The 17,597-nt window shown below is 50.3% G+C and carries 19 protein-coding genes; 4 read left to right on the top strand and 15 right to left on the bottom strand.

Translation table 11 applies throughout. From position 1 onward, the window contains the following. Positions 1-98: 98 nt before the first annotated feature. The 4 genes from BUB27_RS09935 to BUB27_RS09920 form a co-directional block, all read right to left on the bottom strand. Positions 99-497 (bottom strand): hypothetical protein, encoded by a 399-nt coding sequence (locus BUB27_RS09935; protein ID WP_143183648.1) that lies wholly within the window; start codon positions 495-497, stop codon positions 99-101. Between the two features lie 58 nt (positions 498-555). Next, a complete protein-coding gene (locus BUB27_RS09930; RefSeq protein ID WP_143183647.1) occupies positions 556-921 on the bottom strand; it encodes a hypothetical protein in 366 nt (121 codons plus the stop codon). 172 nt (positions 922-1,093) lie between these two features. Further along, positions 1,094-1,489, bottom strand: coding sequence for a pentapeptide repeat-containing protein (locus tag BUB27_RS09925; RefSeq protein ID WP_143183646.1), 396 nt, complete (start codon positions 1,487-1,489; stop codon positions 1,094-1,096). A 34-nt stretch (positions 1,490-1,523) separates the two neighbouring features. After that, positions 1,524-2,093 carry a hypothetical protein gene (locus BUB27_RS09920; RefSeq protein WP_159434900.1) on the bottom strand — a complete coding sequence of 190 codons (570 nt, stop codon included), beginning with the start codon at positions 2,091-2,093 and terminating at the stop codon, positions 1,524-1,526. A 1,375-nt stretch (positions 2,094-3,468) separates the two neighbouring features. Between BUB27_RS09920 and BUB27_RS09910 the strand changes: the two genes are divergently transcribed. Beyond that, positions 3,469-3,693 (top strand): hypothetical protein, encoded by a 225-nt coding sequence (locus BUB27_RS09910; protein ID WP_143183643.1) that lies wholly within the window; start codon positions 3,469-3,471, stop codon positions 3,691-3,693. A 114-nt stretch (positions 3,694-3,807) separates the two neighbouring features. On the opposite strand, the gene thiD is transcribed toward BUB27_RS09910, so the two are convergent. From thiD to pgsA, 9 genes are all read right to left on the bottom strand, one after another. Next, entirely contained in the window at positions 3,808-4,617 is an 810-nt protein-coding gene (gene thiD / locus BUB27_RS09905) for a bifunctional hydroxymethylpyrimidine kinase/phosphomethylpyrimidine kinase (RefSeq protein ID WP_143183642.1), read from the bottom strand. Between the two features lie 18 nt (positions 4,618-4,635). Next, positions 4,636-5,334 (bottom strand): alpha/beta fold hydrolase, encoded by a 699-nt coding sequence (locus tag BUB27_RS09900; protein WP_143183641.1) that lies wholly within the window; start codon positions 5,332-5,334, stop codon positions 4,636-4,638. A gap of 17 nt (positions 5,335-5,351) precedes the next feature. Beyond that, complete coding sequence (locus tag BUB27_RS09895; protein WP_143183640.1) at positions 5,352-6,830, bottom strand: sialate O-acetylesterase; 1,479 nt, start codon at positions 6,828-6,830, stop codon at positions 5,352-5,354. Positions 6,831-6,899: 69 nt separating this feature from the next. Continuing rightward, entirely contained in the window at positions 6,900-7,235 is a 336-nt protein-coding gene (locus tag BUB27_RS09890) for a DnaJ family domain-containing protein (protein ID WP_143183639.1), read from the bottom strand. A 6-nt stretch (positions 7,236-7,241) separates the two neighbouring features. Next, a complete protein-coding gene (locus BUB27_RS09885; RefSeq protein WP_143183638.1) occupies positions 7,242-8,237 on the bottom strand; it encodes an ABC transporter ATP-binding protein in 996 nt (331 codons plus the stop codon). 205 nt (positions 8,238-8,442) lie between these two features. Then, complete coding sequence (locus BUB27_RS09880) at positions 8,443-9,147, bottom strand: TlpA family protein disulfide reductase (RefSeq protein ID WP_159434899.1); 705 nt, start codon at positions 9,145-9,147, stop codon at positions 8,443-8,445. Positions 9,148-9,267: 120 nt separating this feature from the next. Next, positions 9,268-10,686: a ribosome biogenesis GTPase Der gene (der, locus tag BUB27_RS09875; protein WP_143183636.1), complete on the bottom strand. Its 1,419-nt coding sequence runs from the start codon at positions 10,684-10,686 to the stop codon at positions 9,268-9,270. A 133-nt stretch (positions 10,687-10,819) separates the two neighbouring features. Then, complete coding sequence (locus BUB27_RS09870) at positions 10,820-11,365, bottom strand: hypothetical protein (protein ID WP_143183635.1); 546 nt, start codon at positions 11,363-11,365, stop codon at positions 10,820-10,822. Between the two features lie 22 nt (positions 11,366-11,387). Then, positions 11,388-11,969, bottom strand: a complete 582-nt coding sequence (pgsA, locus tag BUB27_RS09865; protein WP_143183634.1) for a CDP-diacylglycerol--glycerol-3-phosphate 3-phosphatidyltransferase — start codon at positions 11,967-11,969, stop codon at positions 11,388-11,390. 143 nt (positions 11,970-12,112) lie between these two features. On the opposite strand from pgsA, the gene BUB27_RS09860 reads away from it, so the two are divergent. Further along, positions 12,113-13,249, top strand: coding sequence for a metallophosphoesterase (locus BUB27_RS09860; RefSeq protein WP_159434898.1), 1,137 nt, complete (start codon positions 12,113-12,115; stop codon positions 13,247-13,249). A gap of 2 nt (positions 13,250-13,251) precedes the next feature. Here the strand turns inward: BUB27_RS09860 and BUB27_RS09855 are convergent, their stop codons facing one another. Beyond that, positions 13,252-14,265, bottom strand: a complete 1,014-nt coding sequence (locus tag BUB27_RS09855; RefSeq protein WP_143183632.1) for an alpha/beta hydrolase — start codon at positions 14,263-14,265, stop codon at positions 13,252-13,254. Between the two features lie 335 nt (positions 14,266-14,600). On the opposite strand from BUB27_RS09855, the gene BUB27_RS09850 reads away from it, so the two are divergent. Next, on the top strand, positions 14,601-16,139 hold the full coding sequence (locus BUB27_RS09850; RefSeq protein ID WP_143183631.1) for an arylsulfatase: 1,539 nt from the start codon (positions 14,601-14,603) through the stop codon (positions 16,137-16,139). A gap of 133 nt (positions 16,140-16,272) precedes the next feature. Continuing rightward, positions 16,273-16,749 (top strand): peroxiredoxin, encoded by a 477-nt coding sequence (locus BUB27_RS09845; RefSeq protein ID WP_143183630.1) that lies wholly within the window; start codon positions 16,273-16,275, stop codon positions 16,747-16,749. An 11-nt stretch (positions 16,750-16,760) separates the two neighbouring features. On the opposite strand, the gene BUB27_RS09840 is transcribed toward BUB27_RS09845, so the two are convergent. Continuing rightward, positions 16,761-17,507: a dioxygenase family protein gene (locus tag BUB27_RS09840; protein WP_143183629.1), complete on the bottom strand. Its 747-nt coding sequence runs from the start codon at positions 17,505-17,507 to the stop codon at positions 16,761-16,763. Positions 17,508-17,597: the final 90 nt, after the last annotated feature.

Raw genomic sequence — 17,597 nt, 5'->3', positions numbered from 1 at the left:
CCAGACGTGGTTTGTGGGTTCGTCAGGTAGGACTCATTCACATCCTCTTGGTTGTAGAATACCGTCACATTCTTCCCAACCAGGGACTTCATCTGAGCTTATTCTACGATGACTTTAAATATGGCTGGAGAGTGGTTGCCATCGAGATCATCTCGGGAGAAAGCAGAGGGCGCGAGGCGGTTGGTATAGACTGCTCGGGTGATGCCTGGCTTCTTGCCAATGAGATAGGCTTTGGGCGCATAGGAATCAGCCTCGCTGCCGTCTCCGTAGCGGACTTGGGAGATGCTGCTATCCTCCACACTGATGCCTTCCTTGTAGCCGCCGACGATGGCGATACCCTGTGTGTGCTTGAGCATGAGCTTTTCCTCTCCAACCTTGAGGGTGACGGGAGTCATCTGGCCACTGCGGATTTCAGCGTCTTTGTGGACGTAATGGGTGATGCCACCGCAGCTGGTGAGGAGAAGTGGAAGACTGAGTAAGAAAAGCAATCGATTCATGACTAAGCCAAGCTTAGTACACTCTGTGATGAGTTGAAGTCTTTTCCTGATGTTAGCTCTACTGGCTCGTCTGGAACTCGAGATTTTTCACGCGATAGGTCTTATTCATGATGAGAAGCATTTCGGTATCCAGGCCGATATGTTCGTCTTGCGAAGCATGGTAGGGGATCTCGAAGCTATGGGTGCTGGTGCTTTCCTTGGAACGATAGATCTCGTGGCCAGTGGTCGTGTCGGTGACGATGAGTGAAAAACTGCGCTGGCCAGTGATACGTATCCGGGTGTTGTTCCCAGTCCTACTTACCTGCAGGCGGACGGGTTCCTCCTGGCTGCGGTTATTACAAGAAGTGAGTGTACAGGTGCTGCTCAGAATACCGCCAATAATGGCGAGCAAGAGCAAGCGGGAGATGTGGAAGACGGCTGGCATGTCAGAAGATGGATGGGCTCGAGTATTCTGTTTCGTAGCATCGAACAACATTACAAAGAGTTGGTGCGTTTGTAATGGCAGACCATTTAATGATACTCCCTGTACGAAGTGCAGGTCCGTGTATGTAAGCGTGAGCCAGACGGAATAACTAACATGCTAGAGCGGCGCTACTTTATTCATCCTCTCGTAGAATGATAGGGAGAGGGGTGGAGGTGACGCATCCGACGGTGACGGCATTAGTCCATTCCGTTTTCCCGCCTAGGTTATTGTCGCCAGTCTCACATTGGTCGAAGCCGCAGCGGATGAAGCGAGCTTCAATGAAGTCTCCCCGGAGGTCGCAGCGAAGGAACTTGCAGTCGATGAAGGTGGCCTGGAAGGCACTGCACCAGTAGAGGGAGACCTTCTCGAAATGGCAACGGGTGAAAATGGCACCGTAGATTTGTAGGCCATCGAGAGCACAGTGAGAGAATTCACAGTCTACCCAAATGGAGTTCTCGAGGTCCTTGCCAAGTTGCTTTGCCTTGGTGAGCTTCTTGAAGGTTTCTCCCGTGTGGATTGAGTGCTGCATACATAGATGAGATAAACCCAATGATCTGCCTCGACTAGATCATACTGGAGATTTTGTGCACGATCCGTGGAATGAGGGAGGGGGATTTCGGACTATGGCATTGCCAAGAGAGATGTCTTCCCTCCGGAAGCTGGGGGCTGCTATCGAAACCAGTAAGTTCTGCGGCGAGCTGGATCGGAACGGTCAGCATGTGGTCGGTCTGTCCACGTTCACCGCCCTCAGCGCACTGGGTATCCATATGGTCCTGCTTGATTGCCAGGTAGCGGGGTGGGATGTCTCCGCGTGCATCGAGGTGATAGACACTGAGTTCGTTGTTGTGCTGGACGTGCCAGACTTCCTCACCATTGCGCCAAAGTGCGCATTCTGAGGCCATGACATGGTCTTCGAGAGTGCAGAACATGATTTCACACCCGGTAGAGAGGAGGGCTCTTATCTCTGGGCGATGGAAGGTCCAGTCCATTTCGCGGGATTCAAAGATAAAGAGTTTGTCGTCAGGTGTGGTGGTGACTCTGAGGCTGGATCCTGATGGATTTTGCACGACTTCTGCATGCAGGGTCTCTCTGAGCTTTTCGATATGCTCTGCGCTTGTGCAGAGCCATGACATTGATGTTCCCATAGTGTACTTATATTGGATTTTTGAACCCAAGCCTCTGATTGTTAAAGCATGGGTAGTATAGTTAACCTATCTTTGTGCATGAGTTTGCTATCTGTTGTCGAGACATTTATTGTGTCAATCTAAGTATGTGTGTTAGTATCTGTTAGTTTATATGGGGTAGCCTATGATGACATTTAATCGAGAAGAGTGGACGCGTCTGAATAATCAAGGAGCCGGACTAAATTGCAGGTCCTCGATAAATCTTACTTGTTGAGCAGGGCTTTCAAAGGCTCTCAGAGGAATTGTGCACAAAGCTAAATCGCCGAACCAAAGCTCCAAATAGCCTTTATCCTCACGAATCAATGTGAGTTCCGCTAATTGGAAACTAAGACATATGCCTAAGTATTCCACACTAAGTGAATCGTCCGTAGTCTGATACGTCGTTGTACAAGGGAGTCGATGACCAATCTCATTTTTGAGATTTTTGCGGATGCTAGTACGGACATTGGACTTATTGGTGATTACGCCAATCAATGCCCCTAGTAGACCTCCGATAGGCGCCAGGTACCAGATGTACTCATTCTCGCTCAAACGCATAGCGATATGAAAGACCAGCGCACACACAATGATCGAAGTAATGGTATAATGGATAAGGTTCTTTTGGTATGTACGGCTTTGAATGTGATAGCGCGCGGCTGGTTGGAATAAATCTTCCAGTGTGGATTCGTAACTCAGTGTCATGGGTGAAAGGGGTTCTACATAGGTATGGAATGTCTGAGGTAGTCGTGACTTTGTCTTATTGAATTCTAATTCTTGTCGTTTGATGAGGGCTCAAGAGGTAAAATTGTGGTTTTTTTGTCAATTTCACATCTCAAAATCTAAAGTATCCGTGTTATTTCCTAACTTAATATTGATCTGTAATACAGAAAATGAAATTGCTTTATAAAACACGACAGTTAGAAGTTGTGCCGTATTGTGCAGTTTACGCTCGGATGTTTGCTGTTTTGGGCAAATGACAGAGAACGGGAAAAGCTTGGAAATTCAAGGGTTTAGCCGTGCGGAATGGTATTTTTAATATGAGTATTTTAGTGTGGATTTGTGGGTTTTTGCATGATTTTCAAGCTCGATATGACAAGTGTGTCACATAGCGAAATCGAGGGTGTAGCCTTGTAAACCATTGTAATATATATGATTTGGGGGAGTTAGGTGTCGCTTTGTGTGTTTTTTTTAAGCATGGGTATGCAGAATTCTGCAAAAACTATACTATTTGACCTTATTTTTGCTAAATTGCTTGTGTATAGTGAAAGAATCGGTAGGTTCGTGGCGTTTTCCCCCACTGAGGATACAAATTCTCAGTAAACCGCAAACACAACACTTTACGACTATGGTTAAGAAAACTAAGCTCGCTCTCAGAGTGAATAATGATAACCCTAACCACCATCTGTGGAACAATCGTGGCGTATGGTGGTGCCACCTTACTGTACACAAGGCTGATGCCACAGCAGAGCGTCTTCGCTTCTCACTCAAAACTCGCGATGTAGAGCAGGCTCGCATTCGCCGTGACAAGATTTTCAACGATATCGCTAAGCACTACGATATCGCTGCTTAAGCCTCCTACCGGTGCTTACTGAGCAGCACCGTAAGATTGATCAAACGACCGCAGGGCAGCCTGCGGTCTTTTTTTGTCCGGAAACAGGATCGAGGGGGGAGAGCGATCAGCGTTTCAGAGACTCTCAGTTCTGAGATGATTCAGGCAGAGTGTCTCGCCTTGGCCTTGGTCTGGCCAGCGCAAGGAATTGAGGATCGCTCCGTGAAGCCACTGCTTGGCCTCGGAAACGGCTGTGGGTAGGTCACTGCCACGGGCGATGAGGGCAGCAATGGCTGCAGAGAGGGTGCACCCGGTGCCATGGGTGGAATGGAGGTCGACCGTGCTTGAGGTGAAGCGGTGAATCTGTCCCTCATGGCAAAGGATGTCCAGGCGATCTTCGCTCTCGGGCAGATGTCCGCCTTTAAGTAGTACCGAGGTGGAGAATTTCTCCGCCAATTCTCTGGCTGCGTCTTCCATTTCAGCACTTTGGGTAATTTCTCGCTCCAAAAGCACGGAAGCCTCCGGCATGTTAGGGGTGATTAGAGTAGCCAAGGGGAATAGGCGCTCCATATAGGCTCTCACGGCATCATCCTTGAGTAGGGAGGAACCTGAGGTAGCAACCATGACGGGATCCACGATGAGGGGGATGGTGCTATTCTCCAAGAGCTCGGTGATGGCTACGATGTGAGACTTGGAATAGAGCATGCCTGTTTTGATGGCGGCTACGGGATACGTCTTCAGAAGTAGGCGGACTTGGTCCTGGAGAATGGCTGGAGGAACTGCGTGTATATCACTGACTGTATGAGGAGTCTCAGAGACGACGCATGTGACTGCAGTGAGTCCGTGGACACCGAGGTAGGAAAAGGTTTTTAGATCAGCTTGAATACCAGCTCCAGAGGAGCAGTCGGATCCAGCTATGGTGAGAGCTACAGGTGTCATGTTCATCTTGTTTGCTAACTTTTCTCAGGTCGTAACTAGCGAGGCATGAGCCGAGAGGAATTTCTTGATGTATTTTGCCGCAGCCTCTGGTGCTGACTGGAGGAGTAGATGAGGCGTCTCCATCCAGTGGGTAGTGGCGTGCGGGTATCGCTGCTCTAACATAGTCTGAACTTCCCAGGGAATCAAATTATCATGCTGGGCTTGCAGTAAAAGAATCGGTGTATTCGGTAGTGGAGGGCAGTCCCGTTCCTCGAGAGTAAGTACCGCTCTTACCCTCTGGCTCATGATACGTGATGGAAGCTCCTTGGCTACTTGCTTGAGGGTGGCCAAGAGTTCTGGTGCTGGTGTCTGACCAATCAGGAAATGTTTTAAGGCCGGTGATGGAGGACTCAGCATGAAGAGCGGGCGCAGTGGGAGGAGCGCCAGACCTGCATGGATGGGTGATGCACAGAAGCTAGCTGCAAGGATCAGCCCTTCTACCTGGTCTTGGTGTTTCTTGGTGAGTCTGAGGGCTAAAGGTCCAGAGAAAGACTCAGCAATCAGGATTCTCGGTATATTCCAGTCGAGGTTTTCCTCCAGCCAGGCATAGAGGGTGTTGTAGTCCTGACTAATCTTACGCGGGTAATTCACACACTCAACCGGGCCGTCCAGCTGATCAACCAGATCGGAGAACATTTCGTCCGTGCCGTGAAGGCCCGGCATGAGTGTGAGAGTCGAAGTCATAATGATGTGCAGGGTTCTTATTTCCTTGGGGGGAAATTACTGTGGAATGGAGATGCTGGAAGACCGGATCCATTGATCAGGTTTGGGAGGGCATCATGACTCCAAGCATAGCGGACTTGAGTCGGGTTGGAAACTTCTTTGCTGGTGACGATTAGGTGAGAACCCTTGATTGTGCCTGTAGCTGGGTGCCATTGGTTGTCAGAGCCTGCGATCTCCAGAAATTTTGGAGTGCTACCGTCAGTGGTTCTTAACCCATCCGCATGCTCGAAGTTGACGATGACCTTGTTGCCATCGGCTTTGGCTGACTTGAAGAGAGGGCCGGAATAAACGAGGTCCTTCTTACCGTAGTCCTTGGCCAAAGCCCATAGTGCGAGCCGGTGACCGACGGCGGATTTATTAGTGGGGTGGATATTCTTCAGGTTACCTACATCCATGGTGACGGCCATGCCTGTGTTAGGCAGCTTGAGGGTTTCCAACTGAGCCTGGCGGGTCATGGCCAGGTCAGTCGGCTTGTTCTTTCCGTAGATGAAAGGAGCGAGCTGTACGAAGTAGAATGGGGCGTCCGGGCGCTGAAAAGCTTTTCTCCAGCCATCTATAAGACCTTTCTTTTTGTCCATGTAAGTGTAGCTCTCACCTCTGTTAGACTCACCTTGATACCAGATAAATCCTCTCAGCCCATAGGGAAGCAGTGGGTGGATCATCGCTTGGTAGAGACCAGTGGTATGATTTCCGGGCTTCATGGCTGGTGGGGCTTTTTTCCCAGAATCCTTACTGGCTTTCAAAAGGGCTTCATAGGCGGGCGTGCCTGGAATCCTAGTCTGGCGCTGCTTATAGAGCTCCTGAAGGTAAGGAGTCGCTTGATAGCCGTCATCAGTGATCCAGGTTTCTATTTTGGAGCCGCCCCAGTTTGAGGAAATAATGCCGACTGGGATATCCAATTCATCGACGAGATTTTTGGCAAAAAACCAACCCACAGCGGTGGAGCGCATGGCTACTTCCGGGGTGCTGATTTCCCACTTGGTTTTCACGTCATCCTGCGGTTCGTACTTGGCAATCTTTGGGATAGTCGCGATGCGGATGAGAGGGCGGGTCTTTTCTTGGGCTACAGCTTGGTCTTCCTTGCGCGCCTGCTTGATAGTCCATTGCATGTTTGACTGGCCGCCTGCGAGCCAGACTTCTCCCACCAGAATATCTTTGAGAATCTGTTTGTCTCCAGTGGAGCTCGTGATGGTAAGTTCGGAGCCTTGTTTGTTAGTCTTGAGTGGATCTAAGACAATGCTCCATTTACCGTCCTTGTCAGTGGTGCCGGCTTTTGACTGGCCGGCAAAGGAGATGTTTACCTTGGCGCCGGGATCCTCCCAGCCCCAGATCGTGACTGGCAAATCACGCTGCAGTACGGCGTGGTCTGAGAAAATATGAGGCAGCTTCAATGCTGCTTGGGAACTGAGGGCCAGACCGATGCTGGCTAGAGTGTACAATGCGTAGGATTTGGACATGATGATCTGATAGTATCACGTCCTAATACGAACGGGGAAGTGATTTGTTATCAGATAGCGGGGAAGATGTCATGGTGAGGCGCTGTGCCTCATCTGGTGGCGAATGCGGTCCATCGCCATCGCTAAATCCGTGCGCTTATGCATGAGCTGTCGCTCAATGACTTTTGAGCGGGGTTCATCGGCGGAGCAAAGTTCCTGCTCAAGCTCATGGATTTCTTTCATCAGCTCAACTTCAGGGGGGACATAGCCATGGGTCTTCAGCATGGCGTGGGTGGAGCGGAGGTGCTCTGGAGTGGCAAAGTAGTCGTCGAGATCTAAGGCTTTGCCTCTACCAGCCAAATTGTCAAAGAGACCATTCGCAATGGCCTCTTCGATTTTCTCTTCGGCTATTTGCTCCAGATTCATACGAGCTTATTCCGCGAGAGCGGGAGAGCCCTTGGCCAAACAACCAGGGCAATCCTGGACGAGATGGCCCGGAGCTTTTTCCACGAGAGCCGGGTGGTGATCCGTGACACAGAGTGATGCGTCACCCAGGGTGTTGCGGGCCTGAAAGGCGCATCCCTTTGGCGGGTTGGTCAGTGATGGTGGTAAGCCGGGAATGGTGTAGAGAGTCTCTCCTTTAGAGTGCGTGGCGGGAATCGATTTGAGAAGGGCACGTGTATAGGCGTGCATCGGGTTGGAGAACAAAGTGGCGGCGCTGGCACTCTCGACGAGGCGACCAGCGTACATCACATTAACGTGGTCACAGACTTGGTAAACGACGCCCAAATCGTGGGTAATCATGATGACGGCTGTACCTAGCTCACGCTGGCGTTCCTTGATGAGGTCCAGTACTTGTTTCTGAACGGTTACATCCAGAGCGGTAGTCGGTTCATCACAGATCAACAGCTCTGGGCGAGTAATGAGGGCCATGGCGATCATCACGCGCTGACGCATGCCGCCTGAGAATTCGTGTGGGTAGGACTGGATGCGTTTCTCCGGATCAGGGATGCCGACCTCTGCGAGTGCATCGATCGCACGGTGGAGGGCTGCTTTCCCTTTGATGCCCTCGTGAATTTCCAACGGCTCGGTGAGCTGGGTGGAAATCTTCAGGAAAGGATTGAGCGAGGTCATAGGATCCTGGAAAATCATGGAGATTCTCTTGCCTCGGATCTTACGAAGTTCTTTTTCGGAGGCTTTCAGGAGGTCAGTCTTGCCATCGAAAATAGCCGAACCAGAGTGAATTTTTCCGGGAGGCTGAGGTATCAGTCCGAGCAGGGAATAGCAGGTCACTGACTTGCCTGATCCGGATTCACCAACAATACCGAGAGTCTGACCTTTTTCGACGGAGAAGGATACGTCCTCGACGGCATGAACGATGCCGTTTCTGGTATGAAATCGTGTGGAAAGATTACTGACTTTGAGCATGGTTGGGTTCTTGTATGTAGTGAATCGGTGAAGCTATCGCCATGGCTTCCAGCAAGAGGATAGGAATGGTAGATCATTTTGCCATGCTTCTTTTCTAAAAATGCGCACTTTTGTTGATCTGGGGTGGGAGTGCGGCAAGAAGAGCTGGCTTTACAGCCAGCTCTTGGTCAGAGAATGCGATTTAGGAATTGGGGGATTTGTGTGCTTAATCCTTTAAAGCGTCTTGGATTAATTCTTTATCAAACAGGCTGAGCTTAGTAATGTCATAGAGAGTGACACTACCATTGGTGAGGCGGAATTTGGCTTTACCATTTTCAACTGCAAGTAAAGTAGCTTTGATCTTCTGGCCATCTTGGTTGGTCCAAGTACGATGGCCGATCAGTGGCTGGTTTGAGGAGATGGCGTCCCTAGAATAATTCGCTGAGCGACTCTCTTTGAGCGCGTTTTTAATTGATCGATCAAAAGCTGAATCGGCAGGATGGCCGCTAAAAACGATTTGTCCCTGGGCGTTAAATACGACAGCGTGAGGAAGACCCCTCAGCTGGAGTGGTCCACTGCATCCTGCCGTAACTGTGTACTGGGCCTGATGCTTCTTCATCAATCTAGTGATGGCGTCTTTGCTCGAACCTTGGGATTCAGGAGCAATGATCTTAAGACCCTTGTCCCGGTATTTGTCATCCAGTTTGACCAAGTGAGGAATCAAGGCCAGGCACGGCGGGCAATGTGTACCCCAGTAATCGACTACGACTACTTTACCTTTGAGGCTTTCTTTGGTGAATGTTTCCCCATGAACTACTTCGCCAAAACTCCATTCAGAGAGCGTGTGAGGGGCTGCAGTGAGCGTAGAGGCTGTAACGAGGCAAAAGCAGGACAGGATAGATATTAGAGAGCGAAGTATGCGTGAGTTCATCTCATTTCTAACGAAACACCGGCAGAAAAAATTAGAGCTACAGGACATAACTTCATAAAGTAATAAAATAGGCCCAAATCCTGAACGGATTTGAGCCTGCTAAATTCTCAGATGGAGTGGTTATTGTTCCTCGGTCAAATCGCCAAGGGTTCGTGAGCCAGTTTTGGATTTGTTTCTGGAACGTATGGAAAATACCACAGGAATTCCCGGAATGTGATGTTTTTCTCTGATTCTATTCGCGAGATACTGCTCGTAATGCTCGTGCATCAGTCGCTTATCGTTCACGAAGAGGATAAACTGTGGGACCGGAATTGCCGTGTATTTGTCATTCACTACGGCAGTTGCGTAGAGAAGTTTCACACGTTTTTTGTATTTTTTATGCTGACCGGGAGGTTTGATGGTGAAGGCGTCCTGCAGCAGCTTGTTCAGTCTTCCTGTGGTGACCGGGTTGCGTGCAGCCTCACGGATTTTAGAAATCTGGCTGAAAATCTGGGAAATGTGCTGACCTTCTTTGGCGGAGACAGCTGCAAAGGGAGCGTAGGCGAGGAAGAATAGATCGGTGCGAATCTGCTCCTCTGCTTCTTCGAGTCTGTCTTTACGGTTGCCGCCAGGGTGGTACAAATCCCACTTGTTCAGAATGATGAGGCAGGGCTTGCGCTCCTCTTTGATGAGCTGGGCGATCTTGCGGTCCATAGCGGAGATACCAGCTGCGAGGTCGACTACGAGAAGGCAGATATCAGCACGGCGGATGGATTTTTCCGTACGCTGAGCTGAGAAGACTTCCACTGAGGTGTCCATTTTCTGGCGGGGGCGTAGACCTGCGGTGTCAATCAGGGTGTGGCGCTCGCCAGCATATTCATAGGGGATATCAATGGCATCACGTGTGGTGCCAGCGATCTCGGAGACGATGGTGCGCTCATCCTTGAGAATGGCATTGATCAGAGAGGATTTTCCAGCGTTTGGTTTTCCAACGATCGCAATCTTGAGGCCATCACGGGTGATAATCTCCTCAGCTTCTTTTTTCTCTTCGGCTTCGCGCTCAAGGAGTGGGCCCACGATTGAGTCGATAAGTTCGGTCAGTTCACTGATACCGCGGCCGTGTGCGGCGGAGACAGGAAGCCCGGCACCAAATCCGAGTTTAGCGAAGTCGCCAACCATGAGCTCTTGCTCGGTGTGGTCAGCCTTGTTGAGGACCAGGTGAACGGGAGGTTTCGCACGGCGAAGTTTCTGTGCCAGGGCTTCATCGATCGGGGTGAGGCCGTCACGGGCGTCGACTACAAAGAGGATCGCGTCCGCAGTTTCCATGGCGATGTCCGCCTCGATGGTGACTTGGTCTGCAAAACCGTCATCCAGTGTGGCACCAATACCACCGGTATCAATGATGGTACACGGGTGTTCTGTGGCCACACACGGTGCGGCAATACGGTCACGGGTAACACCAGGCTGATCGTGAACGATCGCGATGCGACGCTGAGCTAGTCTATTGAAGAGGGCGGATTTTCCTACGTTGGGGCGCCCTACGATGGCGATGGTTGGCATGCTGGTGTTTAGAAAGTTGATCGTTTCCCCCGCACTACCTCACCATCAAGGGGGATGCAACAGCAATTCCACAATGGGGTAGCCATTGCACGAGTGCCCGGCAGGATGCCGCGGTAAAGGGGTACAAGGAGATTTAGTGGAACTCTGCAGGCTGAGTCAGCTGGCTGGGAGCGCTGACAAGAGAGGTATCGATCGTCATACAAAGATAGGAATTCATGTCGTCTTTGTTGGTAGAGACGCTGTTGTCTCTCCACTTGATCATGAAAATGTATTCGCCGTCGAGATACATAGGATATTCCTCGCAGTAGCTGACTTCTTCATCGGCCCAGATCATGTCTTCGGACTCGGCGCAGGACATGTTGAGAGTGAGGAAGGAGAGGCTGCATTTGGATTTATCAAACATGGCGGTGACTGAGTGAGAGCCTGCGCCCCAGAAAGCCGAATTTGTGATAGTCTGACTGGAAATGAGTGTTTTCTCAAAATTGCCGTACTCGTTGCGAGTGTATTGGATGAGGTTGACAGTAGCCTTGTTGAAGGGGCTGTCGACATCGTGATTCCATTTGAATCCTCTAATACCCAGGTGGTTGTATAGATCCTGGGTGGTGAATACTGGCTCTTCGGCATAGCCGACCATGGGAGTAGTCAAGGCTGTGAGTAGTATTACTGAGAGTAGTTTCATAGGATTCGGTTCAGGTTGTTTTTTAGGCTGCTGGTTTTGGGTTTAGCTGCCTGATTGCATTGAGCACATAGGCCCATGAGGACCATAGTGTGAGAATAGCTGCCAGCAGTGTAGGGTAAATTGGCGAAAAGGGAATAACTTTTAGCATAAGCCAGCCGATTGTAAATAATTGAGCCACAGTCGTGGCCTTTCCCGTCCAGTGTGGATGAACCTCAAGTTTCTGACCCAATGAAATAATCATAGCGCAGCCAATTCCTATAGATACGTCCCTCGCGAGCACCATGTAGATGTACCAAAAGGGCAATATCCAGTCATTCTCCCCCCAAGGGACGATAGATAGGGTCACTAAGCCCGTGAGCATAAGAAGTTTGTCGGCCAAGGGGTCCAGGATGGATCCCAGCCGGGATTCCATATGATACTTGCGGGCAATATAGCCATCGATGCCGTCACTGAGAGCGGCTACGGTAAAGCTGATGAGGGCCGCGTATCGATACATCTCTTCGGGAGCGCCTGCTACGATGGATCGTCCATACATGACTGCAAACATCCCAAAAATAGGAATCAGGATGAGGCGGAGTAGCGTTATGGCGTTGGCGGCGTTCACACGGGCGGAATAGTCTGGAGACTATGTTAGGCTGAAATGGATGGGATGACCAGTCCCTTTCAGAGTCGAAAAGGTCCTGGCAGAATCCATTCGAGGTCTGGCTTATGATAGACTATGCTATTCTTTCCTGTAGAACACTTAATATGCTCACACGCCGACATTTTACCAAGGGAATCGTAGGAAGTTTGTTTGCCAGTCAAGTCGAGGGCTTTGCTGGAATCAAGGGATTGAAAAAACCTTCCGTGTTGGATCCGGATAGAGGAATTGAGGGCAAGGGCTGGAGTATGGTGGTTCTTCCAGATACTCAGAACTACGCGAAGTTTGCCAAGAATCAGCAGCACTTCGATTTGATGACGGAGTGGATCAGGGATCACATTGGGGCTTGGAATATCAAGGCGGTGTTGCATGAGGGAGATTTTGTGGAGCAGAATGATATCAAAGAGGGAGGTGGGCGTGGCTGGGGCGAGCAGAACTCCGCATCCCAGTGGCGGTCTGCCCAGAGGAGTATGTCGACTCTGTATGGACACGTGCCGACAATTCTTACTACAGGAAACCACGACTATGGGATACGCAACGCGGAGACGCGCGAGACGCAGTTCAACAATCACTTCGGCCTGACTGATAATCCCTTGGTGTGCGATGGCAAAGGTGGGGGAATCTGGCGTGAAGGATTTCCCAATAGCTTTGGTGCGGTGACACTGGAGAATGCTCTGTATACCTTTGATGCTCCCGATGGGAGGAAGATGCTAGTGCTGTCCTTGGAGTGGGGTGCGCGAGATGAGGTGGTGGAGTGGGCGAAAAGTGTCCTAGCCAAGCAGGAGTACCAGGATCATTTTGGGATCCTTCTCACGCATGCTTACTTAAATGGAGATAATCTACGTGATGGCACGAAAGGCCACCAATCTGGAAATCCGCACACCTACCCAACGGGGAAAAACGGACAGACGACCAATGACGGTACCGAACTCTGGGAGAAATTGGTCAAGGTGTCTCCGCAACTTAAGTTGGTGCTGAATGGCCATATCATGGGGCGTCATGTGGGCTACCGGAAAGATGCTGCAGACGGAGGTCATAAAGTGCATCAGATGGTATTCAATGCTCAAGGCTTGGGGGGAGGCAGCGACGAAAGGGGAAATGGCGGTGATGGCTGGCTTAGAATCCTAACCTTCGAGCCGAACGGAAAAGAACTTAGTGTCCGCACCTTCTCTCCACTGAGGCAGAAGCTTGGTAAAGACATGTGGAACACTGGAGATGACCACGACTTTGTGGTGAGTGTCTGAGCTCATAAGGTATTTTCTAACAAGAATTTGGCCATTGGTGCATAAATAGGCTGAGGAGTGATGAGGATATTTTGGTGGTCGGCGTCGGTGACGTCGATCCACTGTTTGTTCTCTGATCCAAGGGCTGCGTGGAGAGACTTGCCACGATCATAAGCGACCATCTTGTCGGCGGTGCCGTGGAGTACGAGGGTGGGAATGTGAATGTTTGCTGCGAAATCCACTGGACGGACACTGGCTGGGTTTAATCCAGCCCTCCATTGACAGCACCTATTGACCAAAGCGGATAGAGGAGATGCGAAAGGGCCTGTGTAGTCCTGGGAGTTATCGAGGATGACTCTGTCCAGTGAATCGAAGGAGCAGACGATGATCAGGCATTTCCAAGGGGCGTTGTCATGAGATGTATTGTGGATGGCATAAGAGCCGCCCATGGACATGCCCCAGAGAGCGGCGGGGAGATCTTCTGGGTATCCCTGTTGCACGCATACTTCGCGCAGGACGGCCGAGGGGAAGTCTCGCTCGAAATCTGTGGTGCCATAATTGGTGAACTTCCTCGGAGACTCACCGTGAGCTGGCATGTCTGGCAGAATACAGCGGAAACCTACGGCGCAGAATCTCTCAGCAATGGGGAGCATGTCTTCCTTGCGGCCTTTGCGACCGTGTAGCAGCACGAGATTGGCTTTGGTCCGTCCGAAGTATGGCAGAGCGACATCCATTTCCTGAAGTTGATTCCGGAGGATGCTTGCACGCTTCGAGAGAGTGGTTTCATACTTCTTTGGTTCTACGATGAGCACAGGAGCCTCTCCGTCCAGCACAGTAGTTTGAGTGATCGTGATTGAGTGTTGCTCGCGGTGCTCCAAGTACACGTGATGGTAATCCTGGATCACTCTCCGTTTCGGGCATACGACTTCACCTGCTAGATACCAGACGAGCAGGGCTAAACTGAATGAGATGAGAGCTGCGCTTAGCCCAAGCAGCTTCCATAGCTTTTTCTTTTTTAGAGAATGGAGAAACGACACACCCTTGCTTACGTCTAAGACTGGTGTGATCTATCCTGCTGTAGTCGAGATGAGTATTTCCGGTTTTTTTCAGCACTAGGCACTCCGCATCACCGAGCGAACGGCGTAGATGTGGTTCAGGGGGGGAGAAAGACTTAGAGTTAGATCCAAGTCGCTACGAAGTGGGTGGTTTTCTGTGTGGGCTTTCGGATGATGTTGACTGCACAGATAAAGTTAGTTATGTGTGTTAGTGAGTGTCGTGTGTGATTGATTTTCTGGAATATAGCTGAGCTTTGCATTCGACTTGTCGTCTTCCTCACTCTCTGAGGAACTGAAACCAAAATCCCAATGAAAAAATGAAGTTAAAAATAACCTCCATCCTATGTGGCTTAATGACATTGGTGTCTCATGCTGCTGAGAAGCCTAACATTCTCATATTATTCCCCGATGATGTGGGCTGGCAAAACGTGAGTGTCTATGGATTAGGTACCATGGGCTATAGAACCCCGAATATTGACCGCTTGGCGCGTGAGGGAATCATGTTCACCGACCACTATGCACAGCCATCATGTACTGCTGGGCGTGCAGCACTGATTACAGGGCAATATCCTATTCGAAGTGGTATGACGACAGTAGGTCGCCCAGGTGGAGAACTTGGTCTTAAACCACAGTCGCATACTCTAGCAGAGGTTCTTAAAGGTCTCGGCTATGCTACTGGGCAATTTGGCAAGAACCACTTAGGTGACCGCAATGAGCATCTTCCTACGATGCACGGTTTTGATGAATTCTTTGGCAATCTCTACCACCTGAATACTCAAGAAGAGTTCGAACAGGTGGATTACCCCAAGGATCCAGAGTACTTCAAAAAATATGGTACCAGAGGCGTTCTTCATACCTGGGCGACAGATGTGGATGATGAGACGGTGGATCCAAGATTCGGAAAGGTTGGTAAACAGAAGATCGAAGATACTGGACAGTTGTCTCGTGAACGCATGACTACAGCTGACCAAGAATTTATAGATGCTAGTGTCAATTTTATCAAGAAAGCTCAGGAAGCTGATAAGCCTTACTTTGTGTGGTTCAATCCATGCCGCATGCATATGTATACGCGCTTGAGTGATAAGAGCCGCTACTTGGCAGCAGAACACACTACGGAACATGACTTTTACGGAAGTGGTCTGATTGAGCACGACCGCCAGATCGGTGAATTTCTAGCGACACTCGAAAAAATGGGAGCGCTTGAAAATACCATCGTGATCTATTCCACGGACAATGGACCAGAGCACAGTGCTCGTTTACATGGTGGTACTACACCATTCAGAGGTGAAAAGATGACGACCTATGAAGGAGGCGTGCGAGTCCCTATGATTGTGCGCTGGCCCGGCAAGATCCCAGCAGGCAAGGTACTCAGTGGGATCCAGTCCCATATGGACATCTACACCACATTAGCTGCTGCTGCTGGAGAACCAGATATTGCCAAGAAGGTGCTTGAGGAGCACAAGCAGCCTATCGATGGGGTGAACAACTTAGACTATTGGATGGGCAAGACTGACAAAAGTGCACGAGACCATTACCTCTACTACTATGAGTCCAGCATCAAAGCGATACGCTACAAGCAGTGGAAACTTAATTTTGAGACCAGTGAGAACTATTATGATAACTACAAGAAGCAGAAGTTTCCGGTCATGTATAACCTTCGCATGGATCCGTTCGAAAGTTTTGATGGCGTGACTGACCGCTCGGATATCGTGCAGGCTAAGCAATGGCTCAATGAGCCCGTCCAGCATTTGCTGGGCGAGCACATAAAATCGCTTTCAGAGTATCCACCAGTGCAGAAAGCAGCCTCGTTCGACTTCAGTGCCATCATGGATCAGCTGATGAGTGGCAAGCAATAGGAGATCACTAAATACTCGACTAATGACTTACCAGGAGGGGGCTAACTGCTCCCTTCTTTTTTATCTCAATAGATGTAGGCGAGTGTCATCACTTTCCCTTTACACCTAGCAGATCTGGTTTACTGCTTTCCCCATGAAACCTGAAGTTGGACAAGTTGCGCCGGATTTTGAAGCACCAGTGATTGGTGGTGAGTATGGGGAAGAGGAGAGCTCTGTGAAGCTTTCTGAGCTGAAAGGTGAGCGTGTAGTGCTCGTCTTTTACCCGAAGGATAATACGCCGGGCTGCACGACACAGGGATGCTCCATGCGAGACGACTGGAACAAGCTCAAGGGCAAGGCCCGCATCTTTGGCGTCAGCATCGATCCGATCAAGAGCCACGTGAAGTTTATCGATAAGCAGAGCCTTCCTTACGCGCTGATCAGTGATGAGGAGAAGGCAATCGTGGAAGCTTACGGCGTGTGGGTGGAGAAGCAGATGTATGGTAAGAAATACATGGGCACGGAGCGCAGTACCTTCGTGATCGGTATTGATGGTAAAATCGAAGCCGTGCTGGAAAAAGTAAAGCCAGCAGCGCACTTGGACGATCTGCTGGCTGTTTTGGATGCTTAATAGCTAGGGTTTTAGCGGCGTTTGCCCCACTCGGAGGGGCCGATGCCGCCTTTGATCTTTTCGACTTTGTCGGGGACCGTGACCCCAAGGGTGATATTGAACTCAGCGGTGAGTTCGCCTATCTTGGAGTCTTTGAGTGGTTTAAATTCAGCCACTAAAGTGTCCCTGAGTTGAGCGTCGCGAATGCTTCTGAAGACGCCGTCGCGCTCGTTCTGAGCCTCACCTTTGACGAGGATTTGGGTGGTGAGCACGCGCTTGCCATTGACGCTGACACCCACGTGAATGTGTGGGGTGCGACCCGGGTAGGAGACAGGCTTGATGGTGCGGAAATAGTAGGCGCCGGAGCTGTCTGTGATGAAGCGGCCGTAGCCTTGGAAGTTTTTGTCCTGCTTTGCGCGGTTGTTGGTATCGCCAGTGTGGATATAGCAGCCGCTGTTGTCCACCTGCCAGATCTCGATCAGGGCATTACGGACAGGAGTGCCAGCCTGCGTAAGGATACGTCCGCTGAGGTGGGTGACCTCTCCTAGGGCAGGAGTAATGGAGTCATTGATGACAAGTAGATCGTTGTCCGTATCCAGCGGGAGTTTGTTCGGGTAGAAAGGGCCTTCGGTGAGGCGGGGAGTGGCGGCGAGCATTTCAGCAAAGCTGGCCGTGTTGTAGAGTCCGAAGAAAGTGGCCGCACCAGCGATTCCCATGTGCTGGAGGAAGCGGCGTCGAGAAATAGTAGTAGGATCAATGAATGGATCTGAGTTGGACATGAGCTAAAGGAATAGGTGTTATGGTAATAACTTAAACTCTACTTGCTTCAAATAGTTGCAAGGAAGTCTTTTTTGGGATTTGCATTTCTG

Origin of the sequence: Rubritalea squalenifaciens DSM 18772 (assembly GCF_900141815.1) — a bacterium.
Lineage (GTDB): Bacteria > Verrucomicrobiota > Verrucomicrobiia > Verrucomicrobiales > Akkermansiaceae > Rubritalea > Rubritalea squalenifaciens.
This window is presented reverse-complemented; position numbering and strand designations above follow the sequence as displayed.

What these genes read in the sequence shown, in the direction of transcription:
- BUB27_RS09935 (WP_143183648.1), bottom strand. Translation starts at nt 497, where the DNA reads ATGAATCGATTGCTTTTCTTACTCAGTCTTCCACTTCTCCTCACCAGC.
- BUB27_RS09930 (WP_143183647.1), bottom strand. Translation starts at nt 921, where the DNA reads ATGCCAGCCGTCTTCCACATCTCCCGCTTGCTCTTGCTCGCCATTATT.
- BUB27_RS09925 (WP_143183646.1), bottom strand. Translation starts at nt 1,489, where the DNA reads ATGCAGCACTCAATCCACACGGGAGAAACCTTCAAGAAGCTCACCAAG.
- BUB27_RS09920 (WP_159434900.1), bottom strand. Translation starts at nt 2,093, where the DNA reads ATGTCATGGCTCTGCACAAGCGCAGAGCATATCGAAAAGCTCAGAGAG.
- BUB27_RS09910 (WP_143183643.1), top strand. Translation starts at nt 3,469, where the DNA reads ATGGTTAAGAAAACTAAGCTCGCTCTCAGAGTGAATAATGATAACCCT.
- thiD (WP_143183642.1), bottom strand. Translation starts at nt 4,617, where the DNA reads ATGAACATGACACCTGTAGCTCTCACCATAGCTGGATCCGACTGCTCC.
- BUB27_RS09900 (WP_143183641.1), bottom strand. Translation starts at nt 5,334, where the DNA reads ATGACTTCGACTCTCACACTCATGCCGGGCCTTCACGGCACGGACGAA.
- BUB27_RS09895 (WP_143183640.1), bottom strand. Translation starts at nt 6,830, where the DNA reads ATGTCCAAATCCTACGCATTGTACACTCTAGCCAGCATCGGTCTGGCC.
- BUB27_RS09890 (WP_143183639.1), bottom strand. Translation starts at nt 7,235, where the DNA reads ATGAATCTGGAGCAAATAGCCGAAGAGAAAATCGAAGAGGCCATTGCG.
- BUB27_RS09885 (WP_143183638.1), bottom strand. Translation starts at nt 8,237, where the DNA reads ATGCTCAAAGTCAGTAATCTTTCCACACGATTTCATACCAGAAACGGC.
- BUB27_RS09880 (WP_159434899.1), bottom strand. Translation starts at nt 9,147, where the DNA reads ATGAACTCACGCATACTTCGCTCTCTAATATCTATCCTGTCCTGCTTT.
- der (WP_143183636.1), bottom strand. Translation starts at nt 10,686, where the DNA reads ATGCCAACCATCGCCATCGTAGGGCGCCCCAACGTAGGAAAATCCGCC.
- BUB27_RS09870 (WP_143183635.1), bottom strand. Translation starts at nt 11,365, where the DNA reads ATGAAACTACTCTCAGTAATACTACTCACAGCCTTGACTACTCCCATG.
- BUB27_RS09860 (WP_159434898.1), top strand. Translation starts at nt 12,113, where the DNA reads ATGCTCACACGCCGACATTTTACCAAGGGAATCGTAGGAAGTTTGTTT.
- BUB27_RS09850 (WP_143183631.1), top strand. Translation starts at nt 14,601, where the DNA reads ATGAAGTTAAAAATAACCTCCATCCTATGTGGCTTAATGACATTGGTG.
- BUB27_RS09845 (WP_143183630.1), top strand. Translation starts at nt 16,273, where the DNA reads ATGAAACCTGAAGTTGGACAAGTTGCGCCGGATTTTGAAGCACCAGTG.
- BUB27_RS09840 (WP_143183629.1), bottom strand. Translation starts at nt 17,507, where the DNA reads ATGTCCAACTCAGATCCATTCATTGATCCTACTACTATTTCTCGACGC.